Below are 17,792 nucleotides of genomic sequence, written 5' to 3'. Positions count from 1 at the left end.
CCCACGCCCCCCACGGCACCATCCCCGGCACGACAGAGCAGCAGGTGGCACCACATGACCGATGAGCAGTCCCACCCCACAGGGACCCTCACCGCCCTCCAGCGAGCCCGCATCGACTACGCGCGCCGCGACCTCGACTCCGCCCGCGCCGAAGACCTCGCGCAGCTGGAAGCTGCCGGCCTCATCCTCATGGTCGAGCGACTCCGCGGCCGACTCGGCGACGTGCTCGACCTCATCGACGAGGTGACAGCCCGCACTGCCGACCGACATCAGTAAAGCCACTTGTGGAGCCACACCAGACTGATCGTGGACGTCGTCGCGGGCCGGGGCAGCGGCTTCTCGCTGGAGGCGCCCGAGGGGGTCCGCTTCCTCATCCGCTCCCGCGTCATCGACGCGTAGCGCCCGCCTCGGGGCCACCGGCGCATCCTTGCCCTGCCACCCCCTCCCGCGCGCCGGCCGACCGCCGTCCACCGACCGACCGGCGTCCACCGACCGATCGGCGACCCGCCGACCGCTGCCTACGGCCTGAGACTGCCGACGATGTCCGCCGTCGCGGTCAGACCGCTGTTGATGGTCGGTGCGATGTTCGTACCGGCCAGATAGAAGCCCAGCAGCAGGCACACCAGCGCGTGCGAGATCTTCAGCCCGCCGTTGCGCAGGAAGATCACCGCCAGGACGGACAGCAGCAGCACCACAGAGATGGAAATAGCCATCGTCAACCTCCTCCGCCGCGTCCACTTCGCGGCGTTCGGCCGTAAGTGTGGCGTAGCGGAGGGTTCGTCCGGGCGGCTGACCTGTCCTCCGAACGAGTACTGTTTTGTCGGCTTCCTACGCGGCCCGGTGGGCGTCGAGGAAGGCCTCCAGGCCGGCGAGGTCGTCGGTGTTGAGATGGTCGACGCCGGCGGCGAGCAGTTCGGCCCATACGGCGTCCCGCGCGGGGCCCGCGACATCGGGCGTGGCCCAGAACCGGACCCGCTGCCCGCGGGAGTGCGCCGCGCCGACGATGGCCCGCAGCTTGCGCCGCTCGGCCGCCGGGAAGGCGCCCACGCCCCGCCAGGTGAAGTTGAGCGTCCAGTTGTCGCTGATCAGCGGGACGAAGGAGGCCGGTGCGGAGCTGCCGAGGTCGGTGAGGCGGCCGTCGTAGAAGGCCCGGCGCGTGCGCTGCGCCTCCATGGGTGCGCGGGCCGCCCGGTTCCCGGAGATCACCGCGGTGACCGCGCCGGGGAACACCCGGCCATGGGCGTAGGTGGTGAACAGGTGCCTGTAGCGGCGCAGATGGCGGTCGAGCTCGAGGTACGTCGACGATCCCTCGGTCTTGATGTCGATCAGGAGCTGCAGGGCGCGGCGGTCCCGCCGGTACACCCGGCCGTGTTGAGCGCGGACGCGGGCGGCGAGGGGGTCGAGGTAAAGGGACTCCAGGGTGCGGGCCGGGTCGAGGTCCTCGGGGTCGTGGGCGACGAGGAGTTGGCCGTCGACCAGGTAGATGTCGGCCTCGACGCTGCCGAAACGGTGGTCGAGGGCGTCGAGGAGGGGGCGGGGGTGCTCGTAGTCGTTGTGGGCGTGGGCGCGCCACAACGGGCGCGGCCCGTGCCTGCCTTCGCCCGCCAGTGCGGTGCCGGCGGGCAGTGCGACCGCGCCCGCGAGGGCGGCGCCGAGAGTGGTGAGGGCTCTGCGTCGGGTGGTGAGGGCCATGCTCTGCCTCCCTGGAAGTGCCGTACGGGACGCCTGTGAGTATGGGGTCCCGATACCTTCGGGGAGCAGATCCGTGCGGGGAGTTGGCCGGACCGCCGCCGGTCGTTCATGTCGTCCCACGGCGGTGCGGTCGATGCCCGCCCCTGGTGGGACGGGCATCGACCGGACAGGACGGACGGACGTCAGGGTGCGCGGAGGTCGACCAGTTCGGCCAGCGCCTCCCGGTGGGTGCCCGCCACGCCGTAGGCGATCGAGTCGGCCTTGGCACGCTTGAGGTACAGGTGGACCGGGTGCTCCCACGTCATGCCGATACCGCCGTGCAGTTGCAGCGCCTCCTCGGCGGCGTGGACGGCGACCTGGCCCGCGTACGCCTGGGCCACGGCGACGGCCACATCGGTGTCCTCGCCGGTCGACAGCGCGTCTGCCGCGTTGCGGGCGGCGGCGCGCAGGCCCGCGACCTGAAGCCACAGCCCGGCGAGCCGGTGCTTGAGTGCCTGGAATCCGCCGACCTGGCGGTTGAACTGCCTGCGCTCCTTGAGGTAGCGGACCGTATCGGTCAGCAGCCGGTCGGCGAGGCCCAGTTGCTCGGAGGCGAGCAGACCGGCACCGGCCCGCAGGGCACGCCGTACGGCGAGTCCGGCGTCGCCGAGCCGCCGCCCGGACGCGCCGTCGAGGGTTACGCGCGCCACCGGCCGGGTCGGGTCCAGGGACACCTGCGGAGTGACGGTCACGTCGGCGGCGTGGACCGCGTACAGTCCCCCGTCGTTCGCGGGCACCAGCAGCATGTCGGCGACGGCGGCGTCGGCGATGCCGGTCAGCTCCCCGTGCAGGCGCCCTTCTTCGAGCCGTACGTGCGGGACGGCGCCGTTCGGTGCGACGTGCAGGCCGACGGCGAGTGCGGCGATGGTCGTCGCGGACGCCAGTTCGGTGAGCAGGTCGTCGGCTTCGCAGGCCAGCAGCGCCTCGGTGGCGACGACGGCGCTCGTCAGGTAGGGCACCGGCGCGACCGCGCGGCCGAGCTCCTCCAGGACCACCGCGGTCTCCCGGTGGGTGGCGCCCTGGCCGCCCAGCTCCTCGGGGATCAGCAGGCCCGCGAGGCCCATCGAGTCGGAGAGCGCCTTCCACAGCGACACGTCGTGCGGGGCGGCCGACTCGGTGCGGGTGATGACGCCCGCCGGGTTGCAGTGGTCGGTGAGCAGGTCCCGGACGGCGGCGCGCAGCGCCTCTTCCTCCTCCGAGTGGAGAAGGCCGGGTTCCGACTGTGCGCTCATCGGGCGAGGTCCTTCCATGCGACGTCCTTGTCGGTGCGCGGTTCGGCGGGCAGGCCCAGGACGCGCTCGGCGACGATGTTCAGCAGGACCTCGCTGGTCCCGCCCTCGATGCTGTTGCCCTTGGAGCGCAGGTAGCGGTACCCGGCGTCGCGGCCGGTGAAGTCCACGTGGTCGGGGCGGCGCATGGCCCAGTCCTCGTACAGCAGGCCCTCCTCGCCGAGGAGTTCGACCTCCAGGCCGCTGATCTCCTGGTTGAGGCGGGCGAAGTTCAGCTTCATGCCGGCACCCTCGGGGCCCGGCTGGCCGGCCACCAGCTGCTGGCGCAGGCGTACGCCGGTGAGGCGGGCGACCTCGGCCTCGACCCACAGGCCCAGCAGTCGCTGGTGCAGGTCGTGGGTGCGCAGGTCGGGGCGTTCCCGCCAGGTCGCGGCGACCTTGCCGATCATGCCGCCCTCGCGGGGGATCGCGGTACCGCCGATGGCGACGCGCTCGTTGTTCAGCGTGGTCTGCGCGACCCGCCAGCCGTCGCCGGTCCCGCCCAGGCGGCGGGAGTCGGGGATGCGGACGTCGCTGAGGAACACCTCGTTGAACTCGGCCTCGCCGGTGATCTGGCGCAGCGGCCGGACCTCGACACCGGGATCGGTCATGTCACACACGAAGTAGGTGATGCCCCGGTGCTTGGGCACGTCCGGGTCGGTACGGGCGATGAGGATCGCCCAGCGGGCGAGGTGCGCGCTGGACGTCCACACCTTCTGCCCGTTGACCACCCAGTCCTCGCCCTCACGGACCGCCCGGGTGCCGAGCGCGGCCAGGTCGGAGCCGGCGCCCGGCTCGCTGAAGAGCTGGCACCAGACCTCCTCGCCGGTCCACAGCGGGCGCAGAAGGCTCTGCTTCTGCTCCTCGGTGCCGTACTGGAGGATGGTCGGGGCGGCCATGCCGAGGCCGATGCCGATGCGCCGCGGGTCGTTGTCGGGGGCGCCCGCGGCCGCCAGTTCGGCGTCCACGACGGCCTGGAGGGAGCGGGGTGCGGCGAGTCCGCCGAGGCCCTCGGGGTAGTGCACCCAGGCCAGTCCGGCGTCGAAGCGGGCCCGGAGGAAGTCCAGGCGTTCGGTGGTGGCCGGTGGATGCGCGGCCAGCAGCTCCTTGGTACGGCGGCGCAGTTCCGCTGCGTCGGTCATGCGGCGGCTCCCTTCTCCTGCTGTTCCGGTACGACGGCCACCCGGCCGGTCGTCCGGCCGTCGGCGACGCGCTGCACGGCGTCCGCGGCCCCGGTGAGCGGTACCCGCTCACTCACCAGCGGCTTGACGGCGCCCCGTGCGGCCAGCTCGGTGAGCTGTTCGTGGCAGTGCTGGACCAGCTTCGGGTTCTTGGTGTTGTACAGGCCCCAGTGCAGGCCGAGGATCGCGTAGTTCTTCACCAGGGCGTGGTTCAGCGCGGGGCTGGGGATCGTGCCGCTCGCGAAGCCGACGACGACGATGCGGCCCTCGAAGGCGACGGCCTTGGCGGACTGGGCGTAGGCCTGGCCGCCCACCGGGTCGTAGATCACGTCGGCGCCCCGACCGCCGGTGGCCTCCTTCACGGCGGCGATGACATCCTCGCCGTGCCGGTCGACTACCACGTCGCAGCCCAGTTCGCGGGCGACGGCCGCTTTCTCGGTGCCGCCGACGACGCCGATGACGGTGGCACCGGCGGCCTTGCCGAGCTGCACGGCCGCGCTGCCGACCCCTCCGGCGGCGGCGTGCACGAGCAGGGTCTCGCCGGCCTCCAGCCGGGCCCGGCGGTGCAGGCCGAACCAGCCGGTCTGGTAGCCGATGTGCAGGGCGGCGGCCTCGGCGTCGTCCAGGGCGTCCGGTGCGGACAGCAGGGCGCGGGAGTCCGCGACGGCGTACTGGGCGAAGCCGCCGTGCGGCAGCGCGGGGTTGGCGAGGACCCGGCGCCCGTCCTCGGTCTCGCCGCAGATCTCCACGCCCGGTGTGAAGGGCAGCGGCGGCCTGACCTGGTACTGGCCCCGGCACATCAGCGCGTCGGGGAAGTTGATGTTCGCGGCGCGGACCCTCAGCAGGACCTGGCCGTCGCCGGGCGTCGGCGGTGCCACGTCCGCGAGACGCATCACCTCGCCCGGCTCGCCGTTCTCGTGCACCTGCCATGCCTGCATGCGTGGCCTCCACCGACTGCGTCGTCCGACCGGGTCTCCCGCATACTAAGCGGTCGCTTGCCAATCGGGGAACAGGTTGCGAGGAGTCACCCCTGCGTGGGCCGCGCTCGTACGTGCATCCGCTCCCCCTGCGGGCCGAACAGGCTGAGAAACTCCGCCGGCCCTTCCCCCGTCGACCCGAACCAGTGCGGCACCCGGGTGTCGAACTCCGCGGCCTCCCCCGCCGACAGCACCACGTCGTGGTTGCCGAGCACGAGCCGCAGCCTGCCGGACAGGACGTAGAGCCACTCGTACCCCTCGTGGGTCCGCGGGTCCGGTTCCTCCTTCCGTGAGGGCTCCAGCACCTTGAACGCCTGGAGCCCGCCCGGCTGGCGGGTGAGGGGCCAGTGGGTGCGACCGTGGCGCACGATGGGCTTGCCACGCACCCGGGGATCGCCGACCCGCGGGGCGCCGACCAGCTCGTCCAGCGGCACCTGGTGGGCCTGGGCGATCGGCAGCAGCAGTTCGAGGCTCGGCTTGCGCAGCCCCGACTCCAGCCGCGACAGAGTGCTCACCGATATGCCGGTCGTCTCGGACAGCGCGGCCAGCGTCACCTCCCGCTCCTTGCGCACCTGGCGGAGCCTCGGGCCCACGCCCGCGAGGACATCGTCTGCAGTCGTCATGCACATATTGCAGAACCGGCAAACACATTTGTCAATCCCGCGGTGTCCGAGCGACCTTCTACGTGGAGGTGGTCACCGTGACCCAGAACAAGGACCTGACCGAGAAGTACGACGTGGCCGTCGTCGGCGGCGGTGCGGCCGGACTCTCCGCCGCACTCGTCCTGGGCCGCTCGCGGCTGCGCACCCTGGTCGTCGACGCCGGCGAGCCGCGCAACGCGCCCTCGGCCCACATGCAGGGCTATCTGACCCGGGACGGCATGTCGCCCGCCGAGTTCCTGGAGCTCGGCCGCGAGGAGATCGCGCGGTACGACGTGGAGCTGGTCCGCGACCGGGCGGTGGACGTGTCCCGGAGCGAGGGGGCGGGCGAGGACATCACCGTGGAGTTGGCCGGCGGGCGCGCCGTCCGTGCTCGCCGACTGGTCGTCACCACCGGCCTCGAGGACGAGCTGCCGACGGTGCCCGGCGTCACCGAGCGGTTCGGCCGGGACGTGCTGCACTGCCCGTTCTGCCACGGCTGGGAGGTGCGCGACGAGCGCTTCGGCGTTCTCGCCGCCGGCCCGCTCAGCGTGCACCAGGCGCTGATGGTGTCCGGCTGGTCGGACGACGTGACGCTCTTCCTGCACACGGTCCCGGAGGAGGAGCTGTCCGACGACGACCTGCGCCGGCTCGCCGCGGCCGGGGTCGAGGTGGTGCCCGGCGAGGTCGCCGGGCTGCGGGTCGAGGACGACCGGCTCACCGGGGTCCGGCTGACGGACGGCACGGAGCACGACCGCTCGGTGATGTTCGTCGCTCCCCAGGCCGTACCGCAGACCGGGCTGATGGAGCGGCTCGGTGCCGAACTGCGGGAGACCCCGTTCGGCGCCTATCCCGTGGTGGACCCGACCGGCCGGACCACCGTGCCCGGCGTGTGGACCGCCGGCAACGCCATGGGGTTCGGCGAGCAGGTCGTCCACGCGGCCAGCGGCGGCTACCGCGCGGCGTCGGCGATCGTCGGCGACCTGATCATGTCGGACCTGGACGCATGACAGTGCACCTTCACCCTCGCCTTCGCCGGCCGGGGGCCCGAAGCCGGCCGGGGCTGTCCCGGCCGGGCTCGAGGTGTTGTTCCTTCCCGTGTGCCGGCGGGAAGCCGTCAGCGCACGTAGATGTTGGGCTGCGGCGGGCGGGTCATGCCGGCGCCGAGGAAGTAGCTGGGGTGGGGCGGCTGGTTGTAGGCGGTGTTCTGCCAGGCCAGGGCGACGCGGTATTGGGCGTCGTGGGCCAGGGTGTGCAGTTTGGTGGTCGTCGGGGTGGACGTGGCGTAGATGCGCAGGGCGTTGTTGCCGGAGTGGCGCCAGATGACTTCCTCGCGCCAGTCGCCGAACAGATCGCCCGAGAGCACCGGGGTGGACTTGGTGCCGTTGCTGGAGGCGACGCCGCTGCCGGTGAGCAGCCGGGTGTCGCCGCCGGTGCCGTACTTGTCGATCCGGGTGTCGTTCAGCAGTTCGCGCACCGGGTCGGCGTCCCACCAGGCGAGGAAGTTCGCCGAGGACGGGTTGCGGCCGACGTTGCCGCCAAGGGTGTTGCGCAGGTTACTCATGTTCGGTCCGGAACCCCACAACTCGGCGCCTGGGTTACCGGCGTGGATGTCACCGGCCACGCCGCGGCCCGGCCCCTCGGAGCCGCTGGTGGGGGTGCGGTGGATGACCTGCCCGGTGCGGGCGTCGTGCAGGTCGGAGCCGGGCTGATCGCCCGACTCGTGGATACTGAAGACCTCCAGGCCGGTGCGGTCGGGCGCGAAGTCGCCGACGTGCAGGGCGTCGCCGTGACCGAAGCCCGTGGTGTGCATCAGCCGGCCGTTGTCGTCGATGGTCGCGGAGCCGTAGACGATTTCCTGGCGGCCGTCGGCGTCGACGTCGGCGACGGACAGCTGGTGGTTGCCCTGGCCGTACGCGGCGCCGTTGCCGGAGGAGTTGGAGTCGAACGTCCAGCGTTTGACGAGCCGGCCGTCGCGGAAGTCCCAGGCGGCGATCACAGCGCGGGTGTAATAGCCACGGGCCATGACCAGGGACGGGCGCCGACCGTCGAGGTAGGCGGTACCGGCCAGGAAGCGGTCCACGCGATTGCCGTAGTCGTCGCCCCAGGAGGAGACGTTGCCCCGCGGCGGATCGTAGTTGACCGTGGACATCGCGGCGCCGGTCAGACCGTTGAACATGGTCAGGTACTCGGGTCCGGCCAGGATGTAACCGCCGGCATTGCGGTGGTCGGCACCCGCGTCGCCGATGACCGTGCCCTGGCCGTCGCGCGTGGCGTCCGCCGTCTTCAGGGCCACCTCCGCCCGGCCGTCGCCGTCGTAGTCGTACACCTGGAACTGCGTGTAGTGCGCCCCGGCCCGGATGTTGCGGCCCAGGTCGATACGCCACAGCCGCTGGCCGCTGAGCCGGTAGGCGTCGATGTAGACGTTTCCGGTCACACCGGACTGCGAGTTGTCCTTCGCGTTGCCCGGATCCCACTTGACGATCAGCTCGTACTGCCCGTCGCCGTCCACGTCACCCGGGCTCGCCTCCACCGGCGTGTAACCCGAGCCGGGCGAAGACAGCGGCACGTCGAGGTAGTTGCCGCCGGTGAAACGCAGCGAGGACTCCGAAACCTGCTGCTCCGTGCCGTCCACCACCGCGCGCACGGTGTAGGAGGCATTGGAAGGGGCGCCGCTGTCCAGGTAGTTGGTGGAGTCGGTGACCGGTGAGCCGTTCACCTTCGCGCCGTCGCGGTACACGTTGAACGCCGTGTCGTAGCCCTCGGTGCCCAGCAGCCGCCAGGACACCAGATTGCCCGAGCCCGAGCGCACCGAGACCAGGCCCCGGTTCAGCTCCTCCATCTGCAAGGCGTCACCGACCGGCGGATCGGGATCCGGGCTGGTGCCGCCGTCGACCTTGACCAGCCGCCACTGCTGGTTGAAGCCGTCGACGTCGTCGTACTGCGAGATCCGGGCACCGTCTCCTGCCGACCGCTCCCAGACGTCCAGAGCCTTGCCACTGTTGCGGTTGATCAGCTGCACATACTGGCTGTCGATGTCGACCACGCTGAACTGCTGGTTGACGGCGTTGTTGTCCGTCCACTGCACCACGTTCGCGCCGTTGGCAGTGGACCGCCCCTCGACGTCGAGCACCTTGCCACTGTGCCGGGCCCTGATCCGGTAGTATCCGTTGCCCGAATCGACGAACTGGAACTGCTGGTTGGCGACGGTTCCAGGGGCCCACTGGACGACCCTTGCGCCATTGGCGGTGGAACCTTCGAAGATGTCGACGGCCTTGCCACTGTGGCGTGAGACCAGCTGGTAGTAGGCGGACGTGTCGATCACGGCTGCGCTCGCGCTGGACACGGGCAGCGCGACAAGCGAGACGGCGGCCAGTAACACCGCCAGCAGATACGTGAGCGGTCCTCGGGATCTTCGCGAACTCCGGACGGACATGGGCGGCTCCTTCAGGGGGCGGGTACGTGCTTGCTCGCGCGCTTCCCGACGCATTGAATGAAACGATTCACTCAGGTCGGGCGCGAGAGAAGCCTGTTTCGGGATGGATGGGAGCGCTCCCATTGAGGCTAGAGGCGGGCCGCCGGGCACGGCAAGACGCGTGCAGGGACTGAATGTGGCAATTTGTTTGATCAAGTGGATTTCTGACGTAAGGAACGTAAGGATGTGTCGGTCGCCCTGGATGCGACCGATTCACGGCGGTGCGTCGACTGCTCTCGCTCCGAGGAGTGCGGGTGCTCAGCGGCGGCGAAGTGCCCGGGTAGCCCGGCGTCCGCCCCGCAGACCGACCGGGCGAGGCGCGCGGGTGTGGTCCCGGCCTCCGCGGTGCACTCTGACTGCATGCTGCTTGCCCGGTTGGCCCAGGTGTCCCAGGAGATCGCCGCCACATCGGCGCGGTCCCGGAAGACCGCCCTGCTCGCGGAACTGTTCCGGGAGGCGGAGGCGGCGGACGTGCCGGTCGTCATCCCGTATCTGGCGGGCCGGCTCCCGCAGGGCCGGATCGGCGTCGGCTGGAAGGTGCTGAGCCGCCCGGTCCCACCGGCCGCCGGACCGACCCTGACCGTGCGCGAGGTGGACGCGCGGCTCACCCGGCTCGGCGCGGTGTCCGGCGCCGGTTCGCAGACCGAGCGGACACGGCTGGTCGGCGAGCTGATGGGCGCGGCCACCGAGGACGAGCAGCGCTTCCTGGTCGGGCTGCTCACCGGAGAGGTCCGGCAGGGCGCCCTGGAAGCGGCCGCCGTGGAGGGCCTGGCCTCGGCGACCGACGCGCCCCCGGCGGACGTACGGCGGGCGGTGATGCTCGCGGGCTCGCTGCAGACGGTGGCCGAGGCCCTGCTGGCCGACGGACCCGGCGCCCTGGACCGGTTCCGGCTCACCGTCGGCCGCCCGGTCCTGCCGATGCTGGCGCACAGCGCCTCCTCGGTCGCCGAGGCGGTCGGCAGACTGGGCGCCTCGGCCGTCGAGGAGAAGCTCGACGGCATCCGCGTCCAGGTGCACCGCGACGGCGGCACCGTACGGCTCTACACCCGCACCCTGGACGACATCACCGACCGGCTCCCCGAGGTCACCGCGGCGGCGCTCGAACTGCCCGGTGAGCGGTTCGTCCTGGACGGCGAGGTGATCTCGTTCGACGAGAGCGGACGCCCCCGCTCCTTCCAGGAGACCGCCGGACGGGTCGGCTCGCGCACGGACGTGGCCTCCGCCGCGCGGACGGTCCCCGTCTCCGTCGTGTTCTTCGACGCGCTGTCCGTCGACGGCCACGACCTGCTCGACCTGCCGCTGACCGAGCGGCACGCGGAGCTGGCCCGGCTGGTCCCCGAGCCGGCACGGGTACGGCGCACGCTGGTGCGCGGGTCCGAGGAGACGACGGCCGCCGAGGAGTTCCTCGCCGAGACACTGGGGCGCGGGCACGAGGGCGTCGTGGTCAAGGGGATCGACGCCGCCTACAGCGCGGGCCGGCGCGGCGCCTCCTGGCTGAAGGTCAAGCCCGTCCACACCCTCGACCTGGTCGTCCTGGCCGCCGAGTGGGGCCACGGCCGCCGCACCGGAAAGCTCTCCAACCTCCACCTCGGCGCCCGCGCCGCCGACGGCTCCTTCGCCATGCTGGGCAAGACGTTCAAGGGCATGACCGACGCGCTGCTGGCCTGGCAGACCGAACGCCTGAAGCGGCTGGCCGTCGAGGAGCACGGCTGGGGAGTGACCGTACGCCCCGAACTCGTCGTCGAGATCGCCTACGACGGCCTCCAGCGCTCCACGCGGTACCCGCCCGGCGTCACCCTCCGCTTCGCCCGCGTGGTCCGCTACCGCGAGGACAAGCGCCCCGAGGACGCGGACACGGTGGACACCCTGCTCGCCACCCACCCCGGAGCGGCCCCGTGAGGCGCAGCGCGGGCCTGCTGCTGTATCGGCGCGGACCCGGCCAGGATCTCCAGGTGCTGCTCGGGCACATGGGCGGCCCCTACCACGCCCGCCGGGGCGCCGGGGCGTGGACCGTCCCGAAGGGCGAGTACGACCCCGCCGAGCCTGCCCGGGAGGCGGCCCGGCGCGAGTTCGAGGAGGAACTGGGGCTGCCGCCGCCCGAGGGCGTGGCCGTACCGCTCGGGGAGGTCCGGCAGGCGGGCGGGAAGGTGGTCACGGTGTGGGCCGTCGAGGCCGGCCTCGATCCGGCGGCGGTCGTCCCCGGCACGTTCCGCATGGAGTGGCCGCCGAGGTCGGGGCGGACCGAGGAGTTCCCCGAGCTGGACCGGGTGGCCTGGTTTCCGGTGGACCGGGCGCGCGAGGTGATCGTGAAGGCGCAGGCCGCGTTTCTCGACCGGCTGGCTGAGCACTCGCACGGACGAGAAGCGACGAGAACCGACGACGAAGAAGCGACGAGCAACGACGAGTGGCGGGACGTGACGAGTGGCGGGACGTGACGATTGGCGCACCTACGGACGCGCACGCACGCACCGACACGCGCGTACGGACGTGCGCGTCCGACACGCAGGCGCATGGGGCGCGCACCTACCGACACGGGCGCGCACGACGGACCAGGCCCCGTCCGCGTTGCGGCTCCCCACGCCGCGCGCCAAGGTCGAAGCACGAATCCGCACCCAGGGAGGTCGGCCATGCCCATCGCGACGGTGAACCCGGCGAACGGCGAGACGCTCAGGACGTACGAGGCCATGGGCGAGGAGGAGATCGAGCGCCGGCTCCAGCTCGCGGAGGCCACGTTCCGCACCTACCGGACGACGGGGTTCTACGAACGGGCCGGGCTCATGCGCCGGGCCGCCGATCTTCTGGAGGCGGATCAGAAGGAGATCGGGAAGGTCATCACCACGGAGATGGGCAAGCCGGTCAAGCAGGCCCGCGCGGAGGCCGCCAAGTGCGCCACGGCGATGCGCTGGTACGCCGACCACGCGGCCGAGCTGCTGGCCGACGAGGAGCCCGCCGAGGCCGACGTGAAGGACTCCGGCGCCTCCCGAGCGCTCGTCCGCTACCGGCCGCTCGGGCCGGTGCTCGCGGTGATGCCGTGGAACTTCCCGCTCTGGCAGGTGATCCGGTTCGCGGCGCCCGCGCTGATGGCCGGCAACGTGGGACTGCTCAAGCACGCCTCCAACGTGCCGCAGACCGCCCTGTACCTGGAGGACCTGTTCCACCGGGCGGGCTTTGCCGAGGGCTGCTTCCAGACCCTGCTCATCGGCTCCGCAGCGGTCGACGACATCCTGCGCGACGAGCGCGTGCGGGCCGCGACGCTCACCGGCAGCGAGCCCGCCGGCCGCGCGGTCGCCTCCACCGCCGGAGAGATGATCAAGAAGACCGTGCTGGAGCTGGGCGGCAGCGACCCGTTCGTCGTCATGCCGTCCGCCGACGTCGACCGGGCCGCCCAGGTGGCGGTGACCGCGCGCACGCAGAACGCCGGGCAGTCCTGCATCGCCGCCAAACGGTTCATCGTGCACACGGACGTGTACGACGCCTTCGTCACGCGCTTCACCGAGGGCATGAAGGCGCTGACGGTCGGCGACCCGATGGACGAGGGGACCGAGGTCGGCCCGCTCTCCAGCGAGCAGGGCGTGAACGACCTCGTGGAGCTGGTCGACGACGCGGTGCGCGGCGGCGCGAGCGTGCTGTGCGGAGGCGAGCGCCCGGGCGGGCCCGGCTGGTACTACCCGCCGACCGTGCTGGCCGACGTGACCCGCGAGATGCGCATCCATCGCGAGGAGGCCTTCGGCCCGGTCGCCACGCTGTACCGGGCGGCCGACCTGGACGAGGCGGTACTGATCGCCAACGACACCGACTTCGGGCTCAGTTCCAACGTGTGGACCCGCGACGACACCGACGTGGACCGCTTCGTACGGGACCTGGAGGCGGGCGGCGTGTACGTCAACGGGATGACGGCCTCCCATCCGGCGTTTCCGTTCGGCGGGGTCAAGCGGTCGGGCTACGGGCGTGAGCTGTCCGGGCACGGAATCCGGGAGTTCTGCAACATCACCACCGTATGGCACGGAGCGTGAGCCTTCCGCGACTACGATCCCCTTTGTGAACCGCGAAGTGACCCTGCCTCTGATCGTCGACGACCACGGCACTTTGCAGGTCGCCGCGTCCGACGTGAGCAAACTCCTGCGTACGGTGGGCGGGCGATGGCTGCGGCTGGTGGAGGCCGGCGAGGAGAGTCTGGACGAGGACACGGTCGCCGCCCTCACCATCGAGCTCGCCAAGCTGGCCGACCGGATCGACGTGGCGTGCATCGCCCACAGCAGTGGCCGGTCCTCCTGACGACGCTCCTTACCGCCGGACGGCCGTCCCCCGCCCGCACCACCCGCTCCCCGAGACGGAGTAGCCCGGCGAGAGATCGCCGCCCCGGTGAGTGATCGTGGGTGAGCACCCCGAGAAGGTGCACCACTTTCCGGCCGGGGGGCGAGAGCCTTCCGCGAGGCGAAAGCAGGCACGGTTCATGGCGACTTTGTGCAGACCTTCGGTGTCCGTTCCAGAGCACGTGATCACGATGGAGGAGACGCTGGAGCTGGCGCGCCTGCGCCACACCGACCATCCCCAACTGCCGCTGGCCCTCCGGCTGATAGAGAACACCGGGGTACGCACCCGGCACATCGTGCAGCCCATCGAGGAGACCCTGAAGCACCCCGGCTTCGAGGACCGCAACCGGATCTACGAGCGGGAGGCGAAGGCCCGCGTCCCGGCGGTGGTCCAGCGGGCCCTGGACGACGCGGAACTGCTCACCACCGACATCGACGTGATCGTCTACGTCTCGTGCACGGGCTTCATGATGCCCTCGCTCACGGCGTGGCTGATCAACGACATGGGCTTCGACAGCACCACGCGGCAGCTCCCCATCGCCCAGCTGGGGTGCGCGGCCGGCGGGGCGGCGATCAACCGGGCCCACGACTTCTGCACCGCTTATCCCGACGCCAACGCGCTGATCGTGGCCTGCGAGTTCTGCTCGTTGTGCTACCAGCCCACCGACATCGGTGTGGGCTCCCTGCTCTCCAACGGCCTCTTCGGCGACGGCATCGCCGCCGCGGTGGTCCGCGGACAGGGCGGCACCGGTGTCCGGCTGGAGCGCAACGGCTCCTACCTGATCCCGAAGACCGAAGAGTGGATCATGTACGACGTGAAGGCGACCGGCTTCCATTTCCTGCTGGACAAGCGGGTGCCGGCCACCATGGAGCCGCTCGCACCGGCCCTGCGGGACCTTGCGGAGACCCACGGCTGGGACGCCTCCGACCTGGACTTCTACATCGTCCACGCCGGCGGGCCCCGGATCCTGGACGACCTCAGCACGTTCCTGCACGTCGACCGGCACGCGTTCCGGTTCAGCCGGGCCACGCTCACCGAGTACGGCAACATCGCCAGCGCCGTCGTCCTGGACGCGCTGCGCAGGCTCTTCGACGAAGGCGGCGTCCAGGACCGGGCACGCGGGCTGCTGGCCGGTTTCGGTCCCGGCATCACCGCGGAGATGTCCCTGGGCCGCTGGCAGACCGCGGACGAGACGCGAGGCGTGAGGCAAGCGTGAGTGAAGAGACGATCGACCGGGCGGAGACCGCTCCGCCCGTCCGGGAGTGGCCGGCCCTCGACCTGCCCGGCACCGACTTCGACCCCGTCCTGACCGAGCTGATGCGCGACGGTCCCGTCACCCGTGTCTCGCTGCCCAACGGCGAGGGCTGGGCCTGGCTGGTGACCCGCCACGACGACGTCCGCCTGGTCACCAACGACCCCCGGTTCGGCCGCGAGGCCGTCATGGACCGGCAGGTCACCCGGCTCGCCCCGCACTTCATCCCGGCCCGTGGCGCGGTCGGCTTCCTCGACCCGCCCGACCACACCCGGCTGCGCCGCTCGGTGGCCGCCGCGTTCACGGCCCGGGGCGTGGAGCGCGTGCGCGAGCGGTCCCGGGGCATGCTCGACGAACTCGTCGACGCCATGCTGAAGGCAGGCCCGCCCGCCGACCTCACCGCGGCCGTGCTGAGCCCCTTCCCCATCGCGGTGATCTGCGAGCTGATGGGCGTCCCGGCCACCGACCGGCACAGCATGCACACGTGGACCCAGCTGATCCTGTCCTCGTCGCACGGCGCGGAGGTCAGCGAGAAGGCCAAGCAGGAGATGAGCGCCTACTTCGCCGACCTCGTCGGGCTCCGGTCCGACAGCACCGGTGAGGACGTCACCTCGCTCCTCGGCGCCGCCGTGGGCCGGGGGGAGATCACGTCGGAGGAGGCGGTCGGGCTCGCCGTCCTGCTGCAGATCGGCGGCGAGGCGGTCACCAACAACAGCGGACAGATGTTCTACCTGCTGCTGACCCGCCCCGAACTCGCCGAACGCCTGCGTTCCGAACCGGAGATCCGTCCCCGGGCCATCGACGAACTGCTGCGCTGGATTCCCCATCGCAACGCGGTGGGGCTGTCCCGGATCGCCCTGGAGGACGTGGAGATCAAAGGGGTGCGGATCCGGGCGGGTGACGCGGTCTACGTGTCGTACCTGGCCGCCAACCGCGATCCGGAGGTCTTCCCCGACCCGGACACGATCGACTTCACCCGCGGCCCCAATCCCCATGTGTCCTTCGGCTTCGGCCCGCACTACTGCCCCGGCGGCATGCTCGCCCGGCTGGAGTCCGAGCTGCTCGTCGACGCGGTCCTGGACCGGGTGCCCGGCCTGAGGCTCGCGGTGCCGCCCGAGGGCGTGCCCTTCAAGAAGGGCGCGCTGATCCGCGGGCCCGAGGCCCTGCCCGTGACGTGGTGAACGCCCGATGACGACGGAGGGACTGCTCGTGCCACCGGGTCACGGCCGGGTCGTCGAGGCACCGGCCCAGCACGTGACCTTCAAGGTGACCGGTTCGCATTCGCGCATGGCCTCCACCTTCGAGGTCGTCGTGCCGCCGGGCTTCGACGTCGGCGCCCACGTGCACACCCGCAGCGAGGAGCTGTTCTACGTGCTGGAGGGCGAACTGGACGTGCTCGCCTTCGAGCCGCGCGTGCGTACGCCCGACAACTGGCAGAAGTGGGAGTCGAGTACCGGCAACCGGATGGTGCGCGCCACCCCGGGCACGGTCATCGTCGTGCCGCCCGGCTGCCCGCACGCCTTCGCGAACCCGACGGGCGAGCCGGCCAAGATGTTCTTCCAGGCCGGACCGCCTCCGGACCACGAACGCTACTTCGAGGAACTGCTGGAGATCCTGTCGGACGGGGGCCCGCCGGACCACGAGGCCATCGAGGCGTTGAGGGGCAAGTACGACATCGAGCAGCTGACGCCGCTCAGGCATCGTTAACGAATCGGCATCCCCGCCAGCGTCCGGGCGATCACCAGCCGCTGGATCTCACTCGTGCCCTCGAAGATCGTGTAGATCGCGGAGTCGCGGTGCATCCGTTCCACCGGGTACTCGCGCGTGTACCCGTTGCCGCCCAGGATCTGGATCGCCTGGGCGGTCACCTTCTTCGCCGTCTCACTCGCGAACAGCTTCGACATCGAGCCCTCGGCCGCCGTGAACGGCTTGCCGTTGACCGCCATCCACGAGGCCCGCCACACCAGCAGCCGCGCCGCGTCGATCGAGGTGCGCATGTCCGCGAGCTGGAAGGCGACGCCCTGGTTGTCGATGATCGGGCGGCCGAACTGCTCGCGGGTCTGGGCGTACTCGAGGGCGACCTCGTACGCGGCCCGGGCGGTGCCTACCGCCATGGCGCCGACCGCCGGGCGCGAGGCCTCGAAGGTGGCCATCGCCGCGTTCTTCACACGCTCTCCGCCCTTCTTCGCCTTCTCCCGGGCGCGGGCCAGGCGCGCGTCCAGTTTCTCCTTCCCGCCGAGCAGGCAGGAACCGGGGACGCGCACGTTGTCGAGGACGACCTCGGCGGTGTGCGAGGCACGGATGCCGTGTTTCTTGAACTTCTGGCCCTGGGACAGCCCCGGGGTGTCCGGCGGCACGATGAAGGAGGCGTGGCCCTTGGAGCCGAGGTCCGGGTCGACGACCGCGACGACGACGTGGACGTTGGCGATGCCGCCGTTGGTCGCCCAGGTCTTGGTGCCGTTGAGCACCCACTCGTCCTTGGCCTGGTCGTACACGGCACGCGTGCGCATGGAGGCCACGTCGGAGCCGGCGTCGGGCTCGGAGGAGCAGAAGGCGGCGACCTTGACGTCGTCGGCGTCGCCGTACATCTGGGGGATCCAGGTGCCGATCTGCTCATCGGTGCCGTTGGCGAGGACACCGACCGCGGCGAGGCCGGTGCCGACTATGGACAGCGCGATGCCGGCGTCACCCCAGAACAGCTCCTCCATCGCCATGGGGATGCCGAGGCCGGTGGGGTCGAAGTACTGCTGGGCGTAGAAGTCCAGGGAATAGATGCCAACCTTGGCGGCCTCCTGGATGACCGGCCAGGGAGTCTCCTCACGCTCGTCCCATTCGGCGGCGGCGGGACGGATGACGTCGGCGGCGAAGCCGTGCAGCCAGTCCCGGACCTCCTTCTGTTCGTCGTTGAGCTCCATGGTGAACCCGGCCATGTCCCCTCCAGTGACGCACGTGCATG

General features: G+C 71.3%; 16 protein-coding genes and 2 pseudogenes. 10 read left to right on the top strand and 8 right to left on the bottom strand.

Annotated elements, in window-relative coordinates; translation table 11 throughout:
- Positions 1 to 54 precede the first annotated feature (54 nt).
- Both ABEA26_RS29180 and ABEA26_RS29175 read left to right on the top strand, forming a co-directional pair.
- Positions 55 to 276: a hypothetical protein gene (locus ABEA26_RS29180; RefSeq protein ID WP_345596352.1), complete on the top strand. Its 222-nt coding sequence runs from the start codon at positions 55 to 57 to the stop codon at positions 274 to 276.
- A 6-nt stretch (positions 277 to 282) separates the two neighbouring features.
- A pseudogene (locus tag ABEA26_RS29175) lies at positions 283 to 399 on the top strand (DUF779 domain-containing protein); the annotation flags it as partial.
- Between the two features lie 119 nt (positions 400 to 518).
- Here the strand turns inward: ABEA26_RS29175 and ABEA26_RS29170 are convergent.
- The 6 genes from ABEA26_RS29170 to ABEA26_RS29145 form a co-directional block, all read right to left on the bottom strand.
- Complete coding sequence (locus ABEA26_RS29170) at positions 519 to 713, bottom strand: hypothetical protein (protein ID WP_345596351.1); 195 nt, start codon at positions 711 to 713, stop codon at positions 519 to 521.
- A gap of 115 nt (positions 714 to 828) precedes the next feature.
- Entirely contained in the window at positions 829 to 1,692 is an 864-nt protein-coding gene (locus tag ABEA26_RS29165; protein ID WP_345596350.1) for a phosphatidylinositol-specific phospholipase C/glycerophosphodiester phosphodiesterase family protein, read from the bottom strand.
- 182 nt (positions 1,693 to 1,874) lie between these two features.
- Positions 1,875 to 2,963: an acyl-CoA dehydrogenase family protein gene (locus ABEA26_RS29160; protein WP_345596349.1), complete on the bottom strand. Its 1,089-nt coding sequence runs from the start codon at positions 2,961 to 2,963 to the stop codon at positions 1,875 to 1,877.
- Positions 2,960 to 4,141 (bottom strand): acyl-CoA dehydrogenase family protein, encoded by a 1,182-nt coding sequence (locus ABEA26_RS29155; RefSeq protein WP_345596348.1) that lies wholly within the window; start codon positions 4,139 to 4,141, stop codon positions 2,960 to 2,962. Before ABEA26_RS29155 ends, ABEA26_RS29160 begins: the two co-directional genes overlap by 4 nt.
- Entirely contained in the window at positions 4,138 to 5,118 is a 981-nt protein-coding gene (locus ABEA26_RS29150; protein WP_345596347.1) for an NADPH:quinone oxidoreductase family protein, read from the bottom strand. Before ABEA26_RS29150 ends, ABEA26_RS29155 begins: the two co-directional genes overlap by 4 nt.
- Before the next feature lie 86 nt (positions 5,119 to 5,204).
- Positions 5,205 to 5,780, bottom strand: a complete 576-nt coding sequence (locus ABEA26_RS29145; RefSeq protein WP_345596346.1) for a helix-turn-helix domain-containing protein — start codon at positions 5,778 to 5,780, stop codon at positions 5,205 to 5,207.
- A gap of 62 nt (positions 5,781 to 5,842) precedes the next feature.
- Between ABEA26_RS29145 and ABEA26_RS29140 the strand changes: the two genes are divergently transcribed.
- On the top strand, positions 5,843 to 6,805 hold the full coding sequence (locus tag ABEA26_RS29140) for an NAD(P)/FAD-dependent oxidoreductase (protein ID WP_345596345.1): 963 nt from the start codon (positions 5,843 to 5,845) through the stop codon (positions 6,803 to 6,805).
- 107 nt (positions 6,806 to 6,912) lie between these two features.
- Here the strand turns inward: ABEA26_RS29140 and ABEA26_RS29135 are convergent, their stop codons facing one another.
- A complete protein-coding gene (locus tag ABEA26_RS29135; protein WP_345596344.1) occupies positions 6,913 to 9,231 on the bottom strand; it encodes a rhamnogalacturonan lyase family protein in 2,319 nt (772 codons plus the stop codon).
- Positions 9,232 to 9,630: 399 nt separating this feature from the next.
- Here ABEA26_RS29135 and ABEA26_RS29130 point away from each other — a divergent pair, with 399 nt between their 5' ends.
- The 7 genes and pseudogenes from ABEA26_RS29130 to ABEA26_RS29100 all read left to right on the top strand — a co-directional run bounded on the left by ABEA26_RS29130 (position 9,631) and on the right by ABEA26_RS29100 (position 16,543).
- Positions 9,631 to 11,169: an ATP-dependent DNA ligase gene (locus tag ABEA26_RS29130; RefSeq protein ID WP_345596343.1), complete on the top strand. Its 1,539-nt coding sequence runs from the start codon at positions 9,631 to 9,633 to the stop codon at positions 11,167 to 11,169.
- A pseudogene (locus tag ABEA26_RS29125) lies at positions 11,166 to 11,621 on the top strand (NUDIX hydrolase); the annotation flags it as partial. The gene ABEA26_RS29130 and the pseudogene ABEA26_RS29125, both read left to right, overlap by 4 nt.
- Before the next feature lie 276 nt (positions 11,622 to 11,897).
- Complete coding sequence (locus ABEA26_RS29120; protein ID WP_345596342.1) at positions 11,898 to 13,283, top strand: NADP-dependent succinic semialdehyde dehydrogenase; 1,386 nt, start codon at positions 11,898 to 11,900, stop codon at positions 13,281 to 13,283.
- A 25-nt stretch (positions 13,284 to 13,308) separates the two neighbouring features.
- A complete protein-coding gene (locus tag ABEA26_RS29115) occupies positions 13,309 to 13,545 on the top strand; it encodes a DUF6213 family protein (protein ID WP_345596341.1) in 237 nt (78 codons plus the stop codon).
- Positions 13,546 to 13,663: 118 nt separating this feature from the next.
- Positions 13,664 to 14,800, top strand: coding sequence for a type III polyketide synthase (locus tag ABEA26_RS29110; RefSeq protein ID WP_345596354.1), 1,137 nt, complete (start codon positions 13,664 to 13,666; stop codon positions 14,798 to 14,800).
- A complete protein-coding gene (locus ABEA26_RS29105; protein ID WP_345596340.1) occupies positions 14,797 to 16,017 on the top strand; it encodes a cytochrome P450 in 1,221 nt (406 codons plus the stop codon). Before ABEA26_RS29110 ends, ABEA26_RS29105 begins: the two co-directional genes overlap by 4 nt.
- Positions 16,018 to 16,024: 7 nt before the next feature.
- Entirely contained in the window at positions 16,025 to 16,543 is a 519-nt protein-coding gene (locus ABEA26_RS29100) for a cupin domain-containing protein (RefSeq protein WP_345596339.1), read from the top strand.
- Here the strand turns inward: ABEA26_RS29100 and ABEA26_RS29095 are convergent.
- On the bottom strand, positions 16,540 to 17,766 hold the full coding sequence (locus tag ABEA26_RS29095; RefSeq protein WP_345596353.1) for an acyl-CoA dehydrogenase family protein: 1,227 nt from the start codon (positions 17,764 to 17,766) through the stop codon (positions 16,540 to 16,542). The two genes, ABEA26_RS29100 and ABEA26_RS29095, sit on opposite strands and share 4 nt — an antisense overlap.
- Between the last annotated feature and the right edge of the window lie 26 nt (positions 17,767 to 17,792).

Origin of the sequence: Streptomyces marokkonensis (assembly GCF_039539045.1) — a bacterium.
GTDB classification, from domain to species: domain Bacteria; phylum Actinomycetota; class Actinomycetes; order Streptomycetales; family Streptomycetaceae; genus Streptomyces; species Streptomyces marokkonensis.
The sequence above is the reverse complement of the archived record's forward strand: the minus strand, read 5'-3'. Positions and strand labels throughout refer to the sequence as shown.

Bases quoted from the DNA above. Each gene is read 5' to 3' on its own strand.
- ABEA26_RS29180 (WP_345596352.1), top strand. From the start codon at position 55: ATGACCGATGAGCAGTCCCACCCCACAGGGACCCTCACCGCCCTCCAG.
- ABEA26_RS29170 (WP_345596351.1), bottom strand. From the start codon at position 713: ATGGCTATTTCCATCTCTGTGGTGCTGCTGCTGTCCGTCCTGGCGGTG.
- ABEA26_RS29165 (WP_345596350.1), bottom strand. From the start codon at position 1,692: ATGGCCCTCACCACCCGACGCAGAGCCCTCACCACTCTCGGCGCCGCC.
- ABEA26_RS29160 (WP_345596349.1), bottom strand. From the start codon at position 2,963: ATGAGCGCACAGTCGGAACCCGGCCTTCTCCACTCGGAGGAGGAAGAG.
- ABEA26_RS29155 (WP_345596348.1), bottom strand. From the start codon at position 4,141: ATGACCGACGCAGCGGAACTGCGCCGCCGTACCAAGGAGCTGCTGGCC.
- ABEA26_RS29150 (WP_345596347.1), bottom strand. From the start codon at position 5,118: ATGCAGGCATGGCAGGTGCACGAGAACGGCGAGCCGGGCGAGGTGATG.
- ABEA26_RS29145 (WP_345596346.1), bottom strand. From the start codon at position 5,780: ATGACGACTGCAGACGATGTCCTCGCGGGCGTGGGCCCGAGGCTCCGC.
- ABEA26_RS29135 (WP_345596344.1), bottom strand. From the start codon at position 9,231: ATGTCCGTCCGGAGTTCGCGAAGATCCCGAGGACCGCTCACGTATCTG.
- ABEA26_RS29130 (WP_345596343.1), top strand. From the start codon at position 9,631: ATGCTGCTTGCCCGGTTGGCCCAGGTGTCCCAGGAGATCGCCGCCACA.
- ABEA26_RS29120 (WP_345596342.1), top strand. From the start codon at position 11,898: ATGCCCATCGCGACGGTGAACCCGGCGAACGGCGAGACGCTCAGGACG.
- ABEA26_RS29100 (WP_345596339.1), top strand. From the start codon at position 16,025: ATGACGACGGAGGGACTGCTCGTGCCACCGGGTCACGGCCGGGTCGTC.
- ABEA26_RS29095 (WP_345596353.1), bottom strand. From the start codon at position 17,766: ATGGCCGGGTTCACCATGGAGCTCAACGACGAACAGAAGGAGGTCCGG.